General features: G+C 71.1%; 18 protein-coding genes and 1 riboswitch. Of the genes, 11 read left to right on the forward strand and 7 right to left on the reverse strand.

Annotation, left to right across the window (positions count from 1 at the left end):
* Positions 1 to 120: 120 nt before the first annotated feature.
* Entirely contained in the window at positions 121 to 1,332 is a 1,212-nt protein-coding gene (locus tag OG214_RS33085; RefSeq protein ID WP_405986790.1) for an 8-amino-7-oxononanoate synthase, read from the forward strand.
* A 37-nt stretch (positions 1,333 to 1,369) separates the two neighbouring features.
* On the opposite strand, the gene OG214_RS33090 is transcribed toward OG214_RS33085, so the two are convergent.
* Both OG214_RS33090 and OG214_RS33095 read right to left on the reverse strand, forming a co-directional pair.
* A complete protein-coding gene (locus OG214_RS33090) occupies positions 1,370 to 1,582 on the reverse strand; it encodes a DUF397 domain-containing protein (RefSeq protein WP_382855530.1) in 213 nt (70 codons plus the stop codon).
* A gap of 92 nt (positions 1,583 to 1,674) precedes the next feature.
* Positions 1,675 to 2,529, reverse strand: coding sequence for a helix-turn-helix domain-containing protein (locus OG214_RS33095; RefSeq protein ID WP_405986791.1), 855 nt, complete (start codon positions 2,527 to 2,529; stop codon positions 1,675 to 1,677).
* 261 nt (positions 2,530 to 2,790) lie between these two features.
* On the opposite strand from OG214_RS33095, the gene OG214_RS33100 reads away from it, so the two are divergent.
* Positions 2,791 to 3,222 carry an ATP-binding protein gene (locus OG214_RS33100; RefSeq protein WP_363086327.1) on the forward strand — a complete coding sequence of 144 codons (432 nt, stop codon included), beginning with the start codon at positions 2,791 to 2,793 and terminating at the stop codon, positions 3,220 to 3,222.
* A 468-nt stretch (positions 3,223 to 3,690) separates the two neighbouring features.
* Here the strand turns inward: OG214_RS33100 and OG214_RS33105 are convergent, their stop codons facing one another.
* The 3 genes from OG214_RS33105 to OG214_RS33115 form a co-directional block, all read right to left on the reverse strand.
* Positions 3,691 to 4,164 (reverse strand): C40 family peptidase, encoded by a 474-nt coding sequence (locus tag OG214_RS33105; RefSeq protein WP_363085310.1) that lies wholly within the window; start codon positions 4,162 to 4,164, stop codon positions 3,691 to 3,693.
* 3 nt (positions 4,165 to 4,167) lie between these two features.
* A riboswitch (cyclic di-AMP (ydaO/yuaA leader) is annotated at positions 4,168 to 4,371 on the reverse strand.
* A gap of 303 nt (positions 4,372 to 4,674) precedes the next feature.
* Positions 4,675 to 4,983, reverse strand: a complete 309-nt coding sequence (locus OG214_RS33110) for a hypothetical protein (protein WP_363085311.1) — start codon at positions 4,981 to 4,983, stop codon at positions 4,675 to 4,677.
* 7 nt (positions 4,984 to 4,990) lie between these two features.
* On the reverse strand, positions 4,991 to 5,644 hold the full coding sequence (locus tag OG214_RS33115) for an ATP-dependent Clp protease proteolytic subunit (protein ID WP_382855537.1): 654 nt from the start codon (positions 5,642 to 5,644) through the stop codon (positions 4,991 to 4,993).
* Positions 5,645 to 5,712: 68 nt separating this feature from the next.
* Here OG214_RS33115 and OG214_RS33120 point away from each other — a divergent pair, with 68 nt between their 5' ends.
* Entirely contained in the window at positions 5,713 to 6,051 is a 339-nt protein-coding gene (locus OG214_RS33120) for a type II toxin-antitoxin system Phd/YefM family antitoxin (protein WP_405986792.1), read from the forward strand.
* Positions 6,052 to 6,222: 171 nt separating this feature from the next.
* Here the strand turns inward: OG214_RS33120 and OG214_RS33125 are convergent, their stop codons facing one another.
* Positions 6,223 to 7,215: an ABC transporter permease gene (locus OG214_RS33125; RefSeq protein ID WP_405986793.1), complete on the reverse strand. Its 993-nt coding sequence runs from the start codon at positions 7,213 to 7,215 to the stop codon at positions 6,223 to 6,225.
* 142 nt (positions 7,216 to 7,357) lie between these two features.
* Here OG214_RS33125 and OG214_RS33130 point away from each other — a divergent pair, with 142 nt between their 5' ends.
* From OG214_RS33130 to OG214_RS33165, 8 genes are all read left to right on the forward strand, one after another.
* Positions 7,358 to 7,999: a TetR/AcrR family transcriptional regulator gene (locus OG214_RS33130; protein ID WP_363085315.1), complete on the forward strand. Its 642-nt coding sequence runs from the start codon at positions 7,358 to 7,360 to the stop codon at positions 7,997 to 7,999.
* A 145-nt stretch (positions 8,000 to 8,144) separates the two neighbouring features.
* Positions 8,145 to 8,447, forward strand: a complete 303-nt coding sequence (locus OG214_RS33135; RefSeq protein ID WP_066955873.1) for an urease subunit gamma — start codon at positions 8,145 to 8,147, stop codon at positions 8,445 to 8,447.
* A 13-nt stretch (positions 8,448 to 8,460) separates the two neighbouring features.
* The gene (locus OG214_RS33140) at positions 8,461 to 8,772 is read left to right on the forward strand and encodes an urease subunit beta (protein ID WP_093599025.1); all 312 of its coding nucleotides are present in this window, start codon (positions 8,461 to 8,463) and stop codon (positions 8,770 to 8,772) included.
* Entirely contained in the window at positions 8,765 to 10,486 is a 1,722-nt protein-coding gene (locus OG214_RS33145; protein WP_382855550.1) for an urease subunit alpha, read from the forward strand. The genes OG214_RS33140 and OG214_RS33145 overlap by 8 nt, the downstream gene beginning before the upstream one ends.
* Positions 10,486 to 11,181, forward strand: coding sequence for an urease accessory protein UreF (locus OG214_RS33150; protein ID WP_405986794.1), 696 nt, complete (start codon positions 10,486 to 10,488; stop codon positions 11,179 to 11,181). Before OG214_RS33145 ends, OG214_RS33150 begins: the two co-directional genes overlap by 1 nt.
* A 113-nt stretch (positions 11,182 to 11,294) precedes the next feature.
* The gene (gene ureG, locus OG214_RS33155) at positions 11,295 to 11,972 is read left to right on the forward strand and encodes an urease accessory protein UreG (protein WP_363086390.1); all 678 of its coding nucleotides are present in this window, start codon (positions 11,295 to 11,297) and stop codon (positions 11,970 to 11,972) included.
* The gene (locus tag OG214_RS33160) at positions 11,969 to 12,709 is read left to right on the forward strand and encodes an urease accessory protein UreD (RefSeq protein WP_383034732.1); all 741 of its coding nucleotides are present in this window, start codon (positions 11,969 to 11,971) and stop codon (positions 12,707 to 12,709) included. Before ureG ends, OG214_RS33160 begins: the two co-directional genes overlap by 4 nt.
* Positions 12,710 to 12,869: 160 nt before the next feature.
* The gene (locus tag OG214_RS33165) at positions 12,870 to 14,429 is read left to right on the forward strand and encodes an alpha/beta hydrolase (protein WP_405987681.1); all 1,560 of its coding nucleotides are present in this window, start codon (positions 12,870 to 12,872) and stop codon (positions 14,427 to 14,429) included.
* Positions 14,430 to 14,616: 187 nt separating this feature from the next.
* Here the strand turns inward: OG214_RS33165 and OG214_RS33170 are convergent, their stop codons facing one another.
* Positions 14,617 to 15,669 (reverse strand): NAD-dependent epimerase/dehydratase family protein, encoded by a 1,053-nt coding sequence (locus tag OG214_RS33170; RefSeq protein WP_405986795.1) that lies wholly within the window; start codon positions 15,667 to 15,669, stop codon positions 14,617 to 14,619.
* Positions 15,670 to 15,703 lie beyond the last annotated feature (34 nt).

A 15,703-nucleotide genomic window follows, 5' to 3' on the forward strand; every position in this document is an offset into this window, starting at 1 on the left:
GCACCTCGAAGCCAGGGAGGAACCTGACAACACCACCAGAACGAAGTGTGTGCATGGCCACATCCTGACCCGGTCCGGCCACGGTTAAAGTCTGTGCGCACCCTACAAAAGGACCGCACCATGGCGCAGGATCCCCTCGACCGGACCGATTCCTCCGACCGGACCGATTCCTCCGACCGGGCGGATCCCTTCGACTGGACCGACGACGAGGCGCGCCGCCGCAGGACGGCGGGGCTCGTCCGTACGCTCCGCCCGCGCCCGGCCGACTCCGCCCTGCTGGATCTGGCGAGCAACGACTATCTGGGCCTCGCCCGCCATCCCGCGGTGACCGGTGCGGCGGCGGACGCCGCCCGCCGCTGGGGCGCGGGCGCCACGGGCTCCCGGCTGGTCACCGGCAGCACCGCCCTCCATGCCGAACTGGAGCGTGAACTGGCCGAGTTCTGCGGCTTCGAGGCCGCGCTCGTCCTCTCCTCCGGCTACGCCGCCAATCTCGCCGCCCTCACCGCGCTGACGGCCCGTGGCTCGCTGCTCCTCTCCGACGCGGGCAACCACGCCTCGATCGTGGACGGCTGCCGGCTCTCTCGTGCCGAGACCGTGGTAGTACCGCACGCGGACCCCGACGCCGTGCGCAAGACACTCGAAGCGCATCCGGGGCGGCGGTCGCTGGTGGTGAGCGACGCGGTGTTCTCGGTGGACGGTGACGCCGCGCCGCTGGCGGAACTGGCCGGGGTCTGCCGGGCCCGGGGAGCCGCGCTGGTCGTCGACGACGCGCACGGTCTGGGCGTGCTCGGCGAGGGCGGCCGGGGTACGGCGCACGCCGCGGGCATCGCGGGCGCGGCCGGCGTGGTCGCCACCCTCACCCTCTCCAAGTCCCTGGGCAGCCAGGGCGGTGCGGTACTCGGCCCGGCCCGGGTCATCGAGCATCTCGTCAACGCCGCGCGGACGTTCATCTTCGACACGGGACTCGCGCCGGCGGCCGTGGGCGGCGCGCTGGAGAGTCTGCGGCTGCTGCGCCGGGAGCCCGGCAGGGCGGACCGTGCCCGTGAGGTCGCCCGTACGCTGCACCGACGGCTGACAGCGGCGGGGCTGACCGCCGCGCCACCGGACGCCGCCGTCGTCTCCGTACAGGCGCCGTCACCGGAGGCGGCCGTGCGCTGGGCCGCCGACTGCCGGGGCGGAGGGCTGGCCGTGGGGTGCTTCCGCCCGCCGTCGGTGCCGGACGGCATCTCCCGGCTCAGGCTCACCGCGCGCGCTGATCTGACGGAGGATCAGATCGATACGGCGGTACGGACGATCACGGCGGTCGCGCCCGCGGACGCGACCGCCGTCTGACCTGGTCCTGCCCGGTCGGGCCGGTCGGGCAGGTCGGTCAGTACGCGATGTCCTCCTCGCGCAGCGCGGTGACGAAGGACGTCCACGCGGCGGCCGAGAAGGAGAGGTGAGGCCGGGTCACGTTCTTCGAGTCCCGTACAGCCAGTGCGTCCGCGCCGACGCGCGCGGACTCGACGCAGTTGTTCGCCCCGGTGCTGTAGCTGCTGCGCCGCCAGCGGGCGGCCGTGGCGGCCGTGGCCAGGGGGGCCACCGGGGAAGTCGTTGTAGGGGCGGGGGGTGTGAGGGGGGCGGAGGATGGAGTCTGGACAGGGGGCTGTGCGAGGTAAGCGGTCATGATGCTCCCTACGCGCCGTCACCGATCCCGGCGATGAGATCCAATGATTCTTCGGGCGAGAGGGCATGCGCCTGCATCGTACGGAACGCGGCGCAGTACGCCTCAAGGTCTTCTTTCCGTTCCAGATAGAGGCTATTCGTCAAATGGTCGAGAACGACCAAATCCAGATCAGTAATGCCCGGGAATGAGAAGATAACGAAAGGACCGGTGAGTCCCACATAGCCGCCCGAAGTGAACGGAAGGACCTGGAGACAGACCTGCGGAAGCCGGGCCAGCTCGGACAGACGCCGTAGCTGACCCCGCATCACCCCGGGACCGCCCACCTCGCGCCGGAGCACCGCCTCGTCGAGTACGGCGTGGAGTTCGAGCGGGGTCGCGGAGTGCAGCAACTCCTGGCGGGCGAGCCGTACCTCGACCAGGGAGTCGACCGTCGTGGCGGGCAGACCGTCCAGCGCCGCCCTGGTCACCGCACGCGCGTAGTCGGGCGTCTGGAGCAGCCCCGGCATCACCGAAGTCTCCAGCGTACGGGCCGTGGAGGCCTGTGACTCCAGGCTGATGAAGTCCCGGTAGCGGGGCGGGATCACCCCTCCGTACGCCTTCCACCACCCGGGGCCGCCGCCCGCGATTCCCGCCAAGGCGCCGAGCAGCGCCCGCAGTTGGGGATCGGTGAGACCCAGGGCGTCGAGCAGCCCCTCCAGGTCCTCGTCCTTGACCCCGCTGACGCCCGTCTCGATCCGGCTCACCTTCGACTGGTGCCAGCCCAGCAGCCGCGCCGTCTCGCCGCTCGTCAGCCCCGCCCGCTGGCGCAGTCTGCGCAATTCCTCCCCGAGCCTGCGCCGGCGTACCGCCGGAATATGCCGCATGAATAGATCCCTTCGCCGACCCGCTCCGGTAAGCGTCCGTGGGCGCCGAGTGCGCCGCGGCGGAGAAGTTATCTTTTCGCCGCCCAAATACGGTCTCGCGTAGCAGAGTTCACCACTTCGAGCGACAGATATATGCAGATCTCGGTGGATCGGCCGTGTGAACGGCAGGATGAGTGGCACGCTGAGCACAGTCCGAGGCCGTCCGCGCAGTCATCCGCACTGCGGCGGAGTCAGGTCCGGCGGGAAAGGGACGGCGTCGCCATGGCAGACCATCAGGAAGCATCCATCACGCTTCCGAGCGATCCCGCGTCGGTACCGGCGGCGCGAAGATATGTCGCGGACCTGCTGACGGAGTGGGGTCTGCCGGGCCGGGCGGAGACGGCCGACACGGTGCGGCTCATCGTCTCTGAGCTCGCGACCAACGCCGTGCAGCACACCTTCGGCCAGTCGCCCACGTTCACCGTGGAGATCGTGCTCGACCGGGACGAACGACTCCGTGTCGGAGTCACCGACAGCCATCCGCGCTGGCCGCAGCGGCTGCCGGCGGCCGTGCAGCAGGACAACGGCCGGGGCATGGTGATCGTCCGCTCGCTGGCGGCGGAGAGCGGCGGGGAAGTGTCCGTCACACCGACCTCGGAGGGCGGCAAGACGGTCTGGATCGCGCTGCCCTGGACGGTCCCGGTCCAGAGCTGACCGGCCCACGGCGGCGGACATCCGCGTGCGTGTCCCGTGCCGCACGTCCGGTGTCCCATGTCCCGCCTCCCGGTGGGGAGAGGGCGGGGGACGGGCCGGCGCACGGTCCGTGTCCGGCGCTGTGCTGTCGGCGCGGGCCCGTGTCCCGTCCTGGCCAGGGACGGGACACGGGGCGTTCCGCGGCGGCCTGGGACGGGCCGCGTGTGTTCCTTGTACCGGCCTGGTGCGGCCGGGGATCCGGGCGTTCCGTCCCCGTGCCGGCGGGGGGACGGAACGCGTGCTGTTCCACGACGGCCTGGGACCGGCCGCGTGTGTTCCGTACGCCGGTGGTCACCGGCGGGGTGGTGGGCCGCCCGGTCAGGACCGGGCGGGTGCCGTGCGCCGGTCCAGGGGGGGACCGGACATGTTTCTCGGGGGGCCGTTCCGGACCGGCCGGGCGCGCACCGGCCGGTGCGGAACGTGCCACGCTCAGTTCACCCGGCCGTACATGACGCTCCGGGACCAGATCCGTTCGAGCCTTACCAGGGCACCGGTCTTGGGCGAGTGCCAGATCTTCCCGCGGCCCGCGTAGATACCGACGTGGTAGACGTAGCCACCCGCGTGGAAGAACACCAGGTCGCCCTTGCGCCGGTGGGACGCCGAGATATGGCGGGTCCCGTTGTACTGCTGATGAGCGGTGCGCGGGAGCTTCTTGCCGGCCTTCTTGAACGAGTAGAGCGTCAGGCCCGAGCAGTCGAAGCGATGGGGTCCGGTGGCCCCCCACTGGTACGGCGAACCTTCCTTGGAGGCGGCCACCCGGAGCGCCTTGACGGCGCGTGCGGCGGCATGGGCCTCGGGCGTGGCGCCGGGTGCCAGTATCGTTCCCCCGACCGTAGCGAGGGTGAGGACCGATACGGCACCGGCCCGGGACAGCAGAGACGGGACATATGTCTGCGCATTCATGCGCAACCCTTCGTCAGCCGCCTGTGAAGGATGACCTGTCGGGTTCGGACAGGCGAAGATGCCCGGCCGCGTGAGCGGCTTCACCCCAAGGGACGGCCCATGTACGCATACGTGGTCGTCCCGTACTGCTCGGGTCCTCCACTCCTGCCGATCCACTCCTGTCGACCAGACATCCGGAACGGCGGCAGGACTCGGCGTCCGCCCGGACCGCCCCGCCGGGGGTGGCGGGGGCTTGTCGTCCCAGGGATCTTGACGCGTAATCAGATGATTTCCGAGACGCAACGACGTTATGTGAAGTTCGTCACGTCTGATCCGTACGGGTGGCGAAGCGGTGTGTCGTACCGGGGGCCCGGACCCTGATGAGGCCCATACCTGCGCGGCGGTTGGGAGGTGCTTCCCGCGTCCGGCCGCTTCGCGCAACTTGGGTCCCCCGGAGTGTCCGGAAGATCCGTCCCCCGAAAGGCCGAGCCGCTCCCGTACGGACGCGTCCATACGGGAACGGAAACGGGCTCAAGTCGTGTCTTCGGGGGGCATCGTGACGCGCCCGGCGCGTCGCTCACCGTCGAGCACGCGCAGCGCACGGGCGAGCGTCGCCGCGTGCAGTTCTGTCTCACCGCGCATGTGCATCGCCGTCAGGGCGTCCCGCAGCGCGACCGCTTGCGCGGGCAGCGCCTGGGCCGCGCGCAGTGCGCTGTAGGTGTCCGAGCCGCGCGCCGGGTTGATCCGGCCCAGCAGATCGAGGACATGGAGAAAGCTGTCGACGAGATCTCCCTCGGCGCGGGTCAGTGCGGGCAGCGGGGGCAGTTCCGGTGGCAGCATCGGCGTGTCACCGCCCGCCGGGGGATCCGAAGGGGTGGGTCGCGCCGAGGGACGTCTTGCGGTTCTGGACCACGTGATCGATCAGACCGTACGCCTTCGCGTCGGCGGCGGTGAAGATCCTGTCCCGTTCGATGTCCTCGGCGATTCGCGGCTCGCTCTGGCCGGTGTGCCGTACGAGCAGCGACGCGAGCACGGCGCGCAGCCGCAGAATCTCCTCCGCGTGGATCATCAGATCGGACGGCTGGCCCCGGACGGGCTCCTCGATGGCGGGCTGCTGGACGACGACACGGGCGCCGGGCAGTGCCATCCGCTTTCCGGGGGTGCCGGCCGCCAGCAGTACCGCGGCGGTCGAGGCGGCCTGCCCGAGACAGGTCGTCTCCACGTCGCAGGTGACGAGCTGCATCGTGTCGTAGATCGCGGACATGGCGCTGATCGAGCCGCCGGGGGAGTTGATGTAGAGGCAGATGTCCCGGTCGGGCGCGGCGTACTCGAGATGGAGGAACTGCGCGATCACATCGTTGGCCGCGGTGTCGTCGACGGCGGTGCCGAGGAAGATGATCCGCTCCTCCAGGAGCTTGGAGTACGGATCGAGGGTGCGGGTCCCGCCGGCCGTCCGCTCGGTGAACTCGGGCAGGACATAGCGGGCCGAAGGATGGTTCATGGCGTACCTCTCCTCATGCACGGCCCTGTAAAAAATGTACAGGACGTACAGACAGTTATGATGGAACCATGGCCTACGAGATTCCGGTGACGCAAGCCCGAGCAGAGCTAGCCGATCTGATCAACCGTGTCGTGTACGGCGGTGAGCGAGTGGTCGTGACCCGGCACGGAAAGCCGCTCGTCGCCCTGGTCTCCGCCGCTGACCTGGAACGACTCGAACGCGAGCAGGAGGCGGCCGAGGAACGGGTGATCAGCGCGGTCTCCGCGATCCGTTCCGCGCCGTCCGCTCCGGGCGAACGGCGGCGTTTCGGCATCGCGGCCGAGCACGGCACCGAGCTCCGGTCCGAGACCCGGTCCGACGCCCGCCCCGGGCACCGTTCGGAACACCGCGGCCCCGAGCGCGAGTAGATCCGGGAAGCGCCGGGAAGCGCGGACGGCTCCGGCGGGCGGGGCGAGGCGGGCGAGGGCGTACGGAAAGACCGCGCGCCCCCGTCCGCTGGAACGGGGGCGCGCGGCCTCGTCTGGAGGCTGGCCTGGATTCGTCGGCCTCCGGCCGGACAGGACTCCTTCGGCCGGGGCTCAGCCGACCAGGGCCGGTTCCGCCGCGCGGGTCTCCACGGCGGCGGGGGCCGGCCTCCGGGCGCGCGCGCCCACCAGCACCGCCGAGAGACCGAGCACCACCCATACCGAGAGCGTCAGCAGCGACGCCCCGGCGCCGGCGCCGTCGAAGAACGCGACCGAACGGATCAGCGAGCCTCCGGCGCCCGGCGGCAGCAACTGGCCGATCAGCCCGATGGGCTCCGGCAGCATCTCGGGCGCGCTCGTCACCCCTGAGAACGAGTTGCCCAGGAACACCATCAGCAGACCCCCGAGGCCGAGCCCCGCCTGTCCGAGCAGTGCGGCGAGCCCGGCGGCCCCCGCGCTCATGGCCAGAACGGTCAGCCCGATCGCCCCGGCCTCCGTCCACCAGTCACCGGTGATCGCCTCCAGCCAGCTGCCCGCCACCGCGGTGGCGGCGATCCCGACGAGTGCCGCCGCGCCGACGAGGGTGACGGCCGCCCGCGCGCCGCGCAGTCCCAGGAGGGTCACCACCGCGCCGGTCGCGATCCCGGCCATCGACAGCGGCAGGACGCTCGCGCCCAGCACACTGCCCCGGGTGTCCCCGGCCGGCGTGGGCACGACATCGGTCACCGGTATCTCCGCGCCGGCCGAGGCCTGCGCGGTCACCGCCTGGGTGAGGAACTGGGCCACCATGGGCCCCGCCGCCGTGGCCGTCAGCAGCCGCGTCCCCTCCGGGGTGGCCACCACCGCGCCGTATACGACCCGGTCCTCGACGGCCTGCCGGGCGGCGGCCTCGTCGGCGTAACGGTGGACCTCGAAGGCTCCCTCCTGCTGCCCGAAACCCTTCTCCAGCTGAGCCGTCGCGGTGGCCGGCCCCGCTATCCCGACCGGCAGGTCCTGGGGGGCGATCCGGGCGGCGGGCCAGGCGAAGACCCAGAGGGCCAGCGCCACGGCGACGGGGACAAGGACCATCACCGCGATCATGCGCCGTGTCATCGCTGGAGCGGACATGGCTGGAGCGGACATGGTGCGCCTCGATTCAGAAATCGTCGGGGGGAGATCAAAGAGAAGGATCGTTCGTTTTCTTACTCCGTCACTGTCCCCAGAGGGCCGGAATCTTGTCAAGAAGGAATGTTCGTTTTACGTTGACCGCATGGCCCGTGTATCCCAGGAACACCTCGACGCCCGCCGCCGGCAGATTCTCGACGGCGCCGCTCACTGCTTCGCCCGTAACGGCTTCCACGCCACGTCGATGCAGGACGTCCTGCGCGAGGTCGATCTCTCCGCTGGCGCCGTCTACCGGTACTTCAGCGGCAAGGAGGAGCTGATCGGGGCCATCGTCACCGAGGTGCTCGACGAGATCAGGGACGCGTTCGAGACGGCGGCGCAGCGACGGCCGCCGGAGACCCCCGACATCCTGGTCGAGCGCGTGATGGAACGGGTGCTGGCCACCGACGCCGGGGTCGAGGTGGGCGGTCCGTCCGGCCTGGCGCGTCTGCTCATCCAGGTGTGGACCGAGACGCTGCGCAACGAGGAACTGGCGGCGCTGATGCGCGAAGGGTTCGAGAAGGTCCGCGCGGCGTGGATCAAGGTGGTGGAGGCCTATCAGGAGGCCGGGCTGATGCGCGCGGACATCCCCGCGGGTGATATCGCCAGGACCATGATCGCCACCTGCCAGGGGTTCGCCGCTCAGCACGCGCTGTTCGGCGAGGTGCCCATCAAGGTGCTTCAGAACGGGGTACGGGGTCTGATGTCCATGGGTGGACCGGCCACGGTCGCACCGGAGGCCAGTTAACGCGCCGGAAAAACTTCCGCCCTAACGTGCCAACCCTGACCGCCGGCGATTCCCGGCACCCTGTTGCGGTTCAACAGAGTGTTGATGTTGGCTGGGGTTCCGCTGCGCCCGGCCGTCACCGGGCCGGAGACGATGAGGTGGAAGCGTGCAACTGACCCCGCACGAACAGGAACGCCTGCTCATCCATGTGGCAGCGGATGTGGCGGCCCGGCGCAGGGCGCGTGGGCTGCGGCTCAACCACCCCGAGGCGGTCGCGCTGATCACCTCGCACATCCTCGAAGGCGCCAGGGACGGCCGTACGGTCGCCGAACTCATGGCATCGGGACGGAAGGTGCTCGGCCGGGCCGATGTCATGGAAGGCATCCCCGAGATGATCCATGACGTACAGGTGGAGGCCACCTTCCCCGACGGCACCAAGCTGGTCACCGTCCATGACCCGATCGTGTGAGGAAGGAACGCCGATGATTCCCGGGGAGATCCTGTACGCCGACGAACCCGTGGCCCTCAACGAGGGCCGTGAGGTCACCCGGCTCACCGTGCTCAATGTCGCCGACCGCCCCGTCCAGGTCGGCTCCCACTACCACTTCGCCGAGGCCAACCCCGGTCTGGAGTTCGACCGCGCCGCCGCGCGCGGCAAGCGGCTGCACATCGCCGCGGGTACCGCCGTCCGCTTCGAACCCGGAATCCCCGTCGACATCGCACTCGTACCCCTCGCCGGTCTGCGTGTCGTACCGGGACTGCGGGGAGAGACCGGAGGTCCTCTCGATGACTGAGCTGTCCCGCGCCGTGTACGCGGATCTCTTCGGCCCCACCACCGGCGACCGGATCCGGCTCGCCGACACCGATCTCTTCGTCGAGATCGAGGAGGACCGCTCCGGCGGGCCCGGACGCGCCGGGGACGAGGCGGTGTTCGGCGGGGGCAAGGTGATCCGCGAGTCGATGGGCCAGTCCCGTACGACCCGGGCCGAGGGCGCGCCCGACACCGTGATCACCGGCGCCCTGATCATCGACCACTGGGGCGTCGTCAAGGCCGACATCGGGGTACGGGACGGCCGGATCACCGGTATCGGCAAGGCCGGCAACCCCGACACCATGGACGGGGTCCACCCCGATCTGGTCATCGGTCCCGAGACCGAGGTCATCGCGGGCAACGGGAAGATCGTCACCGCGGGGGCGATCGACGCGCACGTCCACTTCATCTCGCCGACCATCGTCGACCAGGCGCTGGCCACCGGGGTCACCACCCTGGTCGGCGGCGGTACGGGACCCGCCGAGGGCACCAAGGCCACCACCGTCACACCGGGAGCCTGGCATCTCGCCCGGATGTTCGAGGCGTTGGAGGCCTTTCCCGTCAATATCGGTCTGCTCGGCAAGGGCAACACCATGTCGCGCGACGCGATGCGCGCCCAACTGCGGGGCGGCGCGCTCGGGTTCAAGATCCATGAGGACTGGGGCGCCACCCCCGCCGTCATCGACGCGTGTCTGAGTGTCTGTGAGGAGTCCGGTGTCCAGCTCGCCATCCACACCGACACCCTGAACGAGGCGGGCTTCGTGGGGGACACCCTCGCGGCGATCGCGGGGCGCACGATCCACGCCTACCACACGGAGGGCGCGGGCGGCGGGCACGCGCCGGACATCATCACCGTCGTCGGGGAGCCGTACGTACTGCCCAGCTCCACCAATCCGACCCGGCCGCACACCGTCAACACCATCGAGGAACACCTCGACATGCTGATGGTCTGCCACCATCTCAACCCGGCCGTGCCCGAGGATCTCGCCTTCGCCGAGTCCCGTATCCGGCCGTCCACCATCGCCGCCGAGGACATCCTGCACGACCTCGGAGCCATCTCGATCATCTCCTCCGACGCCCAGGCCATGGGCCGGGTCGGCGAGGTGATCATGCGGACCTGGCAGACCGCGCATGTGATGAAGAAGCGCCGGGGCGCGCTGCCCGGGGACGGCCGGGCCGACAACCACCGCGCGCGCCGCTATGTCGCCAAGTACACCATCAACCCGGCGATCGCCCAGGGCCTCGACCACCGGATCGGCTCCGTCGAGACCGGCAAGCTCGCCGATCTGGTGCTCTGGGACCCGGCCTTCTTCGGGGTGAAACCCCAGCTCGTCATCAAGGGCGGACAGATCGCCTACGCGCAGATGGGCGATGCCAACGCCTCCATCCCCACCCCCCAGCCGGTGCTGCCGCGCCCGATGTTCGGCGCGCTGGGCCGGGCGGCGGCGGCGGGCTCGTTCAACTTCGTCGCGGAGGCGGCGATCGAGGACGGACTGCCCGAACGGCTCGGTCTGGCGAAGGAGTTCACGCCGATCGGCAACACCCGGCGGATCACCAAGGCCGATATGCGGGAGAACGACGCGCTGCCGCGGGTCGAGGTCGACGCCGACACCTTCACGGTGACCATCGACGGCGAGCCGGTCGAGCCCGCGCCCGCCGCCGAACTGCCGCTGGCCCAGCGCTACTTCCTCTTCTGATGAGCGTGTCTCCGGCCCCCGCGGGCCGCGCCGCGCTGCTGGTGCTCGCCGACGGACGCTTCCCCGCCGGCGGCCATGCCCACTCGGGCGGCGCGGAGGCGGCCGTGAAGGCGGGCAGGATCCGTGACGCACGGGACCTGGCCGTCTTCTGCCGGGGCCGGCTGCACACCACCGGACTGACCGCGGCGGCACTGGCCGCCGCGGCGGCCGGGGGGATGGATCCGCTGGAACTGGACGAGGCGGCCGACGCCCGTACCCCCTCACCCGCGCTACGGGCGACCGGGCGCAGACTCGGCCGTCAGCTGATGCGCGCCGCCCGCGCCGTCTGGCCGGGACCGGAGCTGGAGGCGCTCGCCGCCGCCCGGCCGCGCGGGGCGCACCAGCCGGTGGTGCTGGGCCTCACCGCGCGCTCCGCCGGGCTCACCGCCGAGGACGCCGCGCACTGCGCGGTGTACGAGACGGTCAGCGGGCCCACGACCGCGGTCGTACGGCTCCTCGGCCTCGACCCGTTCGAGGCCACCGCGGTCCTCGCCCGGCTCGCACCCGACCTCGACACGGTCGTGGAGCGGGCCGCCGGGTACGCGCGGCGCGCGGCGCACGAGGGGACCGGGGCGCTGCCCGCCGCCTCGGCGCCCCTGCTCGACATCACCGCGGAGGCCCATGCCGCCTGGCCCGTAAGGCTGTTCGCCTCATGACCCCGCCCGGTACCCGGTCTCCCGGCTCCCCGCCGCCGGCACCGCGCCTCCGGGCTCCCGACTGATCCCGGCCCCCCGTACCGTCCCCGCGAACCCCCGACAGGAGCCGCACCATGCATCTCGACCACAGTCACCACGGCCCCGCCGCCGTCAGCGCGGACGCCACCCGGCCGGACGGCCGGCGGCGCGCGCTCCGTATCGGTCTGGGCGGCCCCGTCGGCTCGGGCAAGACCGCGACCGTCGCCGCGCTCTGCCGAGCCCTGCGCGACCGGCTCTCCCTCGCCGTCGTCACCAACGACATCTACACCCGCGAGGACGCCGAGTTCCTGCTGCGTGAGGCCGTTCTGCCGCCCGAGCGGATCCAGGCCGTGGAGACCGGCGCCTGCCCGCACACCGCTATCCGCGACGACATCTCCGCCAATCTCGAAGCCGTCGAGGATCTGGAGGACGCGGTGGGACCACTCGATCTGATCCTGGTCGAGTCCGGCGGCGACAATCTCACCGCCACCTTCTCCAAGGGCCTCGTCGACGCGCAGATCTTCGTCATCGATGTGGCGGGCGGCGACGACATCCCGCGCAAGGGCGGGCCCGGTGTCACCACCGCCGATCTGCTGGTGGTCAACAAGACGGACCTCGCCCCGTATGTCGGCTCCGACCTCGGCAGGATGGCCCGCGACGCCAAGGAGCAGCGGGGTGAACTCCCCGTGGCCTTCACCTCGTTGAAGGACGAGGGCGGGGTCGGGCCGGTCACGGACTGGGTGCTCGGGCGGCTGTCCGACTGGACCGCATGAGCGTCCGCGCCACCGCCCGTATCGTCGCGACCCCCGCCGGACTGCCGGTGCTCGCCGGTGAGGGACCGCTCGCGCTGCGCCGTACCCGCGCCACCGGCCCCGGCGCCCGTGTCACCGTCGTCGGCGCGATGAGCGCACCGCTCGGCGGCGACCGGCTCGCCATCGAGACCGAGGTACGCGACGGGGCCCGGCTGACCGTCGACGCCGCCGCGGCGACGGTCGCCCTGCCCGGCCGGGCGGCCGGACCCGCCCACTACGACGTGCGGCTGACGGTCGGTGAGAACGCCGAGCTGAGCTGGCTGCCGGAGCAGCTCGTCTCCGCGCACGGCAGCGAGCTGCGGATGCGTACCCGTGTCGAACTCGCCGCCACCGGGCGCCTGACACTGCGCGAGGAACAGATCCTCGGACGCCACGGTGAAGAGCCAGGCACCCTGTTCACCCGGCTCACGGTGGTGCGCGCCGGGCGTCCCCTGCTCGACCAGGAACTCGCCTACGGCCCCGGGGCACCCGTCGGCTGGGACGGTGGGGCGGTCCTCGGCGGCCACCGGGCCGTCGGCCAACTCCTCCTCGCCGGACCGGAGTTCGAGGAGAAACCGGGCGTGCCGCGGCTGCTGGGGGAGACCGCCGTACTCACCCCGCTCGCCGGACCCGCCGTACTGATCACGGCCGTCGCGCCCGACGCCCTGCGGCTGCGGCGTGTACTGGACGAGGCGCTGGGCACCGTCGCGTACCGCTGAGCGGGACGGCGTTCACCGGTTATCGCTTCGGTAAAGAAACGCCGGTACGGCCTGTTCTCAGTGACCTCACAGAGAAAGGATCCCGGGGAGTCCTATCGACGCGCGTTGCGTGAGCGGCGCGCGGCACACAAGGGGGAGGTTCCACTTGAGACGCACAGCAGTGCTCGGTTCGGCCGGCACTCTGCTCGCGGGCGCGCTCATAGCGAGCGCGATGACCGTTCCGGCGAACGCCGACGGCCGTCACCACGGCGATCCGGCCGCGTCCGGCGTCACGGTCGCCGCGGACCGGGCCGCGAAGAAGGGCATCGACTGGCAGGACTGTCCGGCCGACTGGTCACTGGAGCAGCCCATCCAGTGCGGCTATGTCACCGTGCCGCTCGACTACGCCAAGCCGAACGGCCGGCAGATCAAGCTCGCCGTCGACCGTATCGGCAACACCGGCACAGCGGACGAGCGCCAGGGCGCGCTGATCTACAACCCCGGCGGTCCCGGTGGCTCCGGCATGGCGTTCCCCCGCCGTGTCGTCACCAAGAACGCCATCTGGGCGGACGCGGCGAAGGCGTACGACTTCGTGGGCTTCGACCCGCGCGGAGTCGGCCGCTCGACACCCATCTCCTGTGTCGACCCGACGGAGTTCGTCAAGGCGCCCAAGCTCGACCCCGTCCCCGACAGCGAGGCCGACAAGCGCGCCCAGCGCAAGCTGGCGGCCGAGTACGCGGACGGCTGCAAGGAGCGCAGCGGCTGGATGCTGCCGCATATGACGACGCCCAACACCGCACGGGACCTGGATGTCATCCGGGCCGCGCTCGGTGAGAAGAAGCTCAACTACCTGGGTGTCTCCTACGGCACCTACCTCGGCGCCGTCTACGGCACGCTGTTCCCGACCCATGTGCGCCGTATGGTCGTCGACAGTGTGGTGAACCCGTCGAAGGAGAAGATCTGGTACCAGGCCAATCTGGACCAGGACGTCGCCTTCGAGACACGGTTCCAGGACTGGATGAAGTGGGTCGCCCAGAACGACGCGACCTTCCACATCGGTGCCACCGCCGCCCAGGTCGAGCGGCAGTGGGAGAAGCTGCGGGCCGCGGCCAAGAAGAGCCCGATCGGCGGGGTCGTCGGTCCCGCCGAGCTGATCGGTCTGTTCCAGGGCGCGCCCTACTACGATTCGAGCTGGGTGCCGGTCGCCTCGGTCTGGAGCGACTATCTCGCCGGTGACACCCAGGCGCTCATCGACGCCGCCGCGCCGGATCTGTCCGACACCAAGGGCAACGCCTCGGCGGAGAACGGCAACGCGGTCTACACCGCCGTCGAGTGCGCCGACGCCCAGTGGCCCACGAGCTGGCGGACCTGGGACCGGGACAACACCCGGCTCCACCGCGATCACCCGTTCCTCACCTGGGCCAACGCCTGGCTGAACCTGCCCTGCGCCACCTGGGGTGTCAAGCAGCAGACCCCGGTGGAGGTCAAGACCGGCAAGGGACTGCCGCCGGTGCTGATCACGCAGTCCACGCGTGACGCGGCCACGCCGTACGAGGGCGCGGTCGAGCTGCACAAGCGGTTCAAGGGCTCGCGTCTGATCACCGAGCGGGACGCCGGTTCGCACGGCATCACCAATGTGGTCAACCCGTGCATCAACGACCGGGTCAAGGCCTATCTGCTGACCGGCGCGCTGGACCGCGCCGATGTGACGTGCGCTCCGCACGCCACGCCGAAGCCGTAGCACCTGTCCCAGGAGCCGAAACGAGGGGGCGGCCGGTCCTACCGGCCGCCCCCTTTCCGTCACCCGGCTTCTCCGTCACCCGGCTTCTCCGTCACCCGGCTTCTCCGTCACCCGGCTTCTCCGTCACCCGGCTTCTCCGTCACCCGGCTTCTCCGTCACCCGGCTTCTCCGTGACCCGGCTTCTCCGTCACCCGGCGCCCTGGTCGTACCCCTTCAGCCAGGCGTCCTCCGCCGCGTAGTCGAAGAGCGCGTCGGGCCCGTAGTTCCTGGCCATCTTGGGGAACGCGTCCGTCCACTCCCGGCCGCGCAGCTCGCCGGTCAGCCAGGCGACCGTCTCCGGCAGCGACTCGGTGTAGCCGCTGACCGGCCGATACCCCAGCTCCCGCTCCGCGGCGGTCATGTCGTAGATCACCGGGTGCTCGATGGCCCAGGGGTGGTCCCCGACGGTGCCCTGCGGCGGCCCGTCCAGCAGCACCGTCTCCGTCTCCCGGCCCAGCACCGCGTCGATCGCCCCGCCGATCTCCGCGACCGTCGGCGCCTGCGGATCCCCGGCGTTGAGCACCCGGGAGCCGGGCTTCAGCGCGGCGAGTCTGATCAGCTCGGCCAGATTGGCGACATGGACGGGATGGAAGCGGCTCCGGCCGCCGTACGCCAGCACGCGCCGTGTACGGCCGTCCAGCAGCCGCTTGACGAAGTACAGCTCGCGCGGTGAACGGCAGTACGGACCGTGGATCGCGCCCGCCCGCAGCAGGGTCACCGGCAACGCCTCGCCCGCGGCGAGGAGTTCCCGCTCCAGCAGCACCTTTCCCGTGCTGTACGTCGTGTCGCCTGGGGCCACGGTGGGCTGGGTCTCCGGGATCGGCACCGGGTAGCGCGGAGCGCCGTCCGGCGCGTCCTGGGTGTCGAAACCACGGCCCTGGCCGTCCTCGTACACCGCGCCGCTGGAGATGACGACCGCGGAGCCGATCCGGTCCGCGAGTCCCGTCAACTGATGGGCGTGCTTCCGCCCGTAGGCCACCAGATCGACGAGCACATCGGTGCCGTCGCCCAGCAGGGCGGACAGTGCCGTGCCGTCCTCCCGGTCCAGCCGTACCGCCCGTACCTCACCGGGCCAGCGTTCGTCCCTGCCGCCGCTGAGGGAGGCGGCGGTCACCTCCCAGCCGTCCTCGGCGAGAGCCTGTACGGCGACGCGGCCCGTCTGTCCCGCCGCACCGATCACCACTGCGTTTCCCCTGGTCATACGGGGACGCTAAAGGCAGACGGCGGTGCGCGCC

Origin of the sequence: Streptomyces sp. NBC_00872, assembly GCF_045161915.1 — a bacterium.
In the GTDB taxonomy this organism is placed as follows: domain Bacteria; phylum Actinomycetota; class Actinomycetes; order Streptomycetales; family Streptomycetaceae; genus Streptomyces.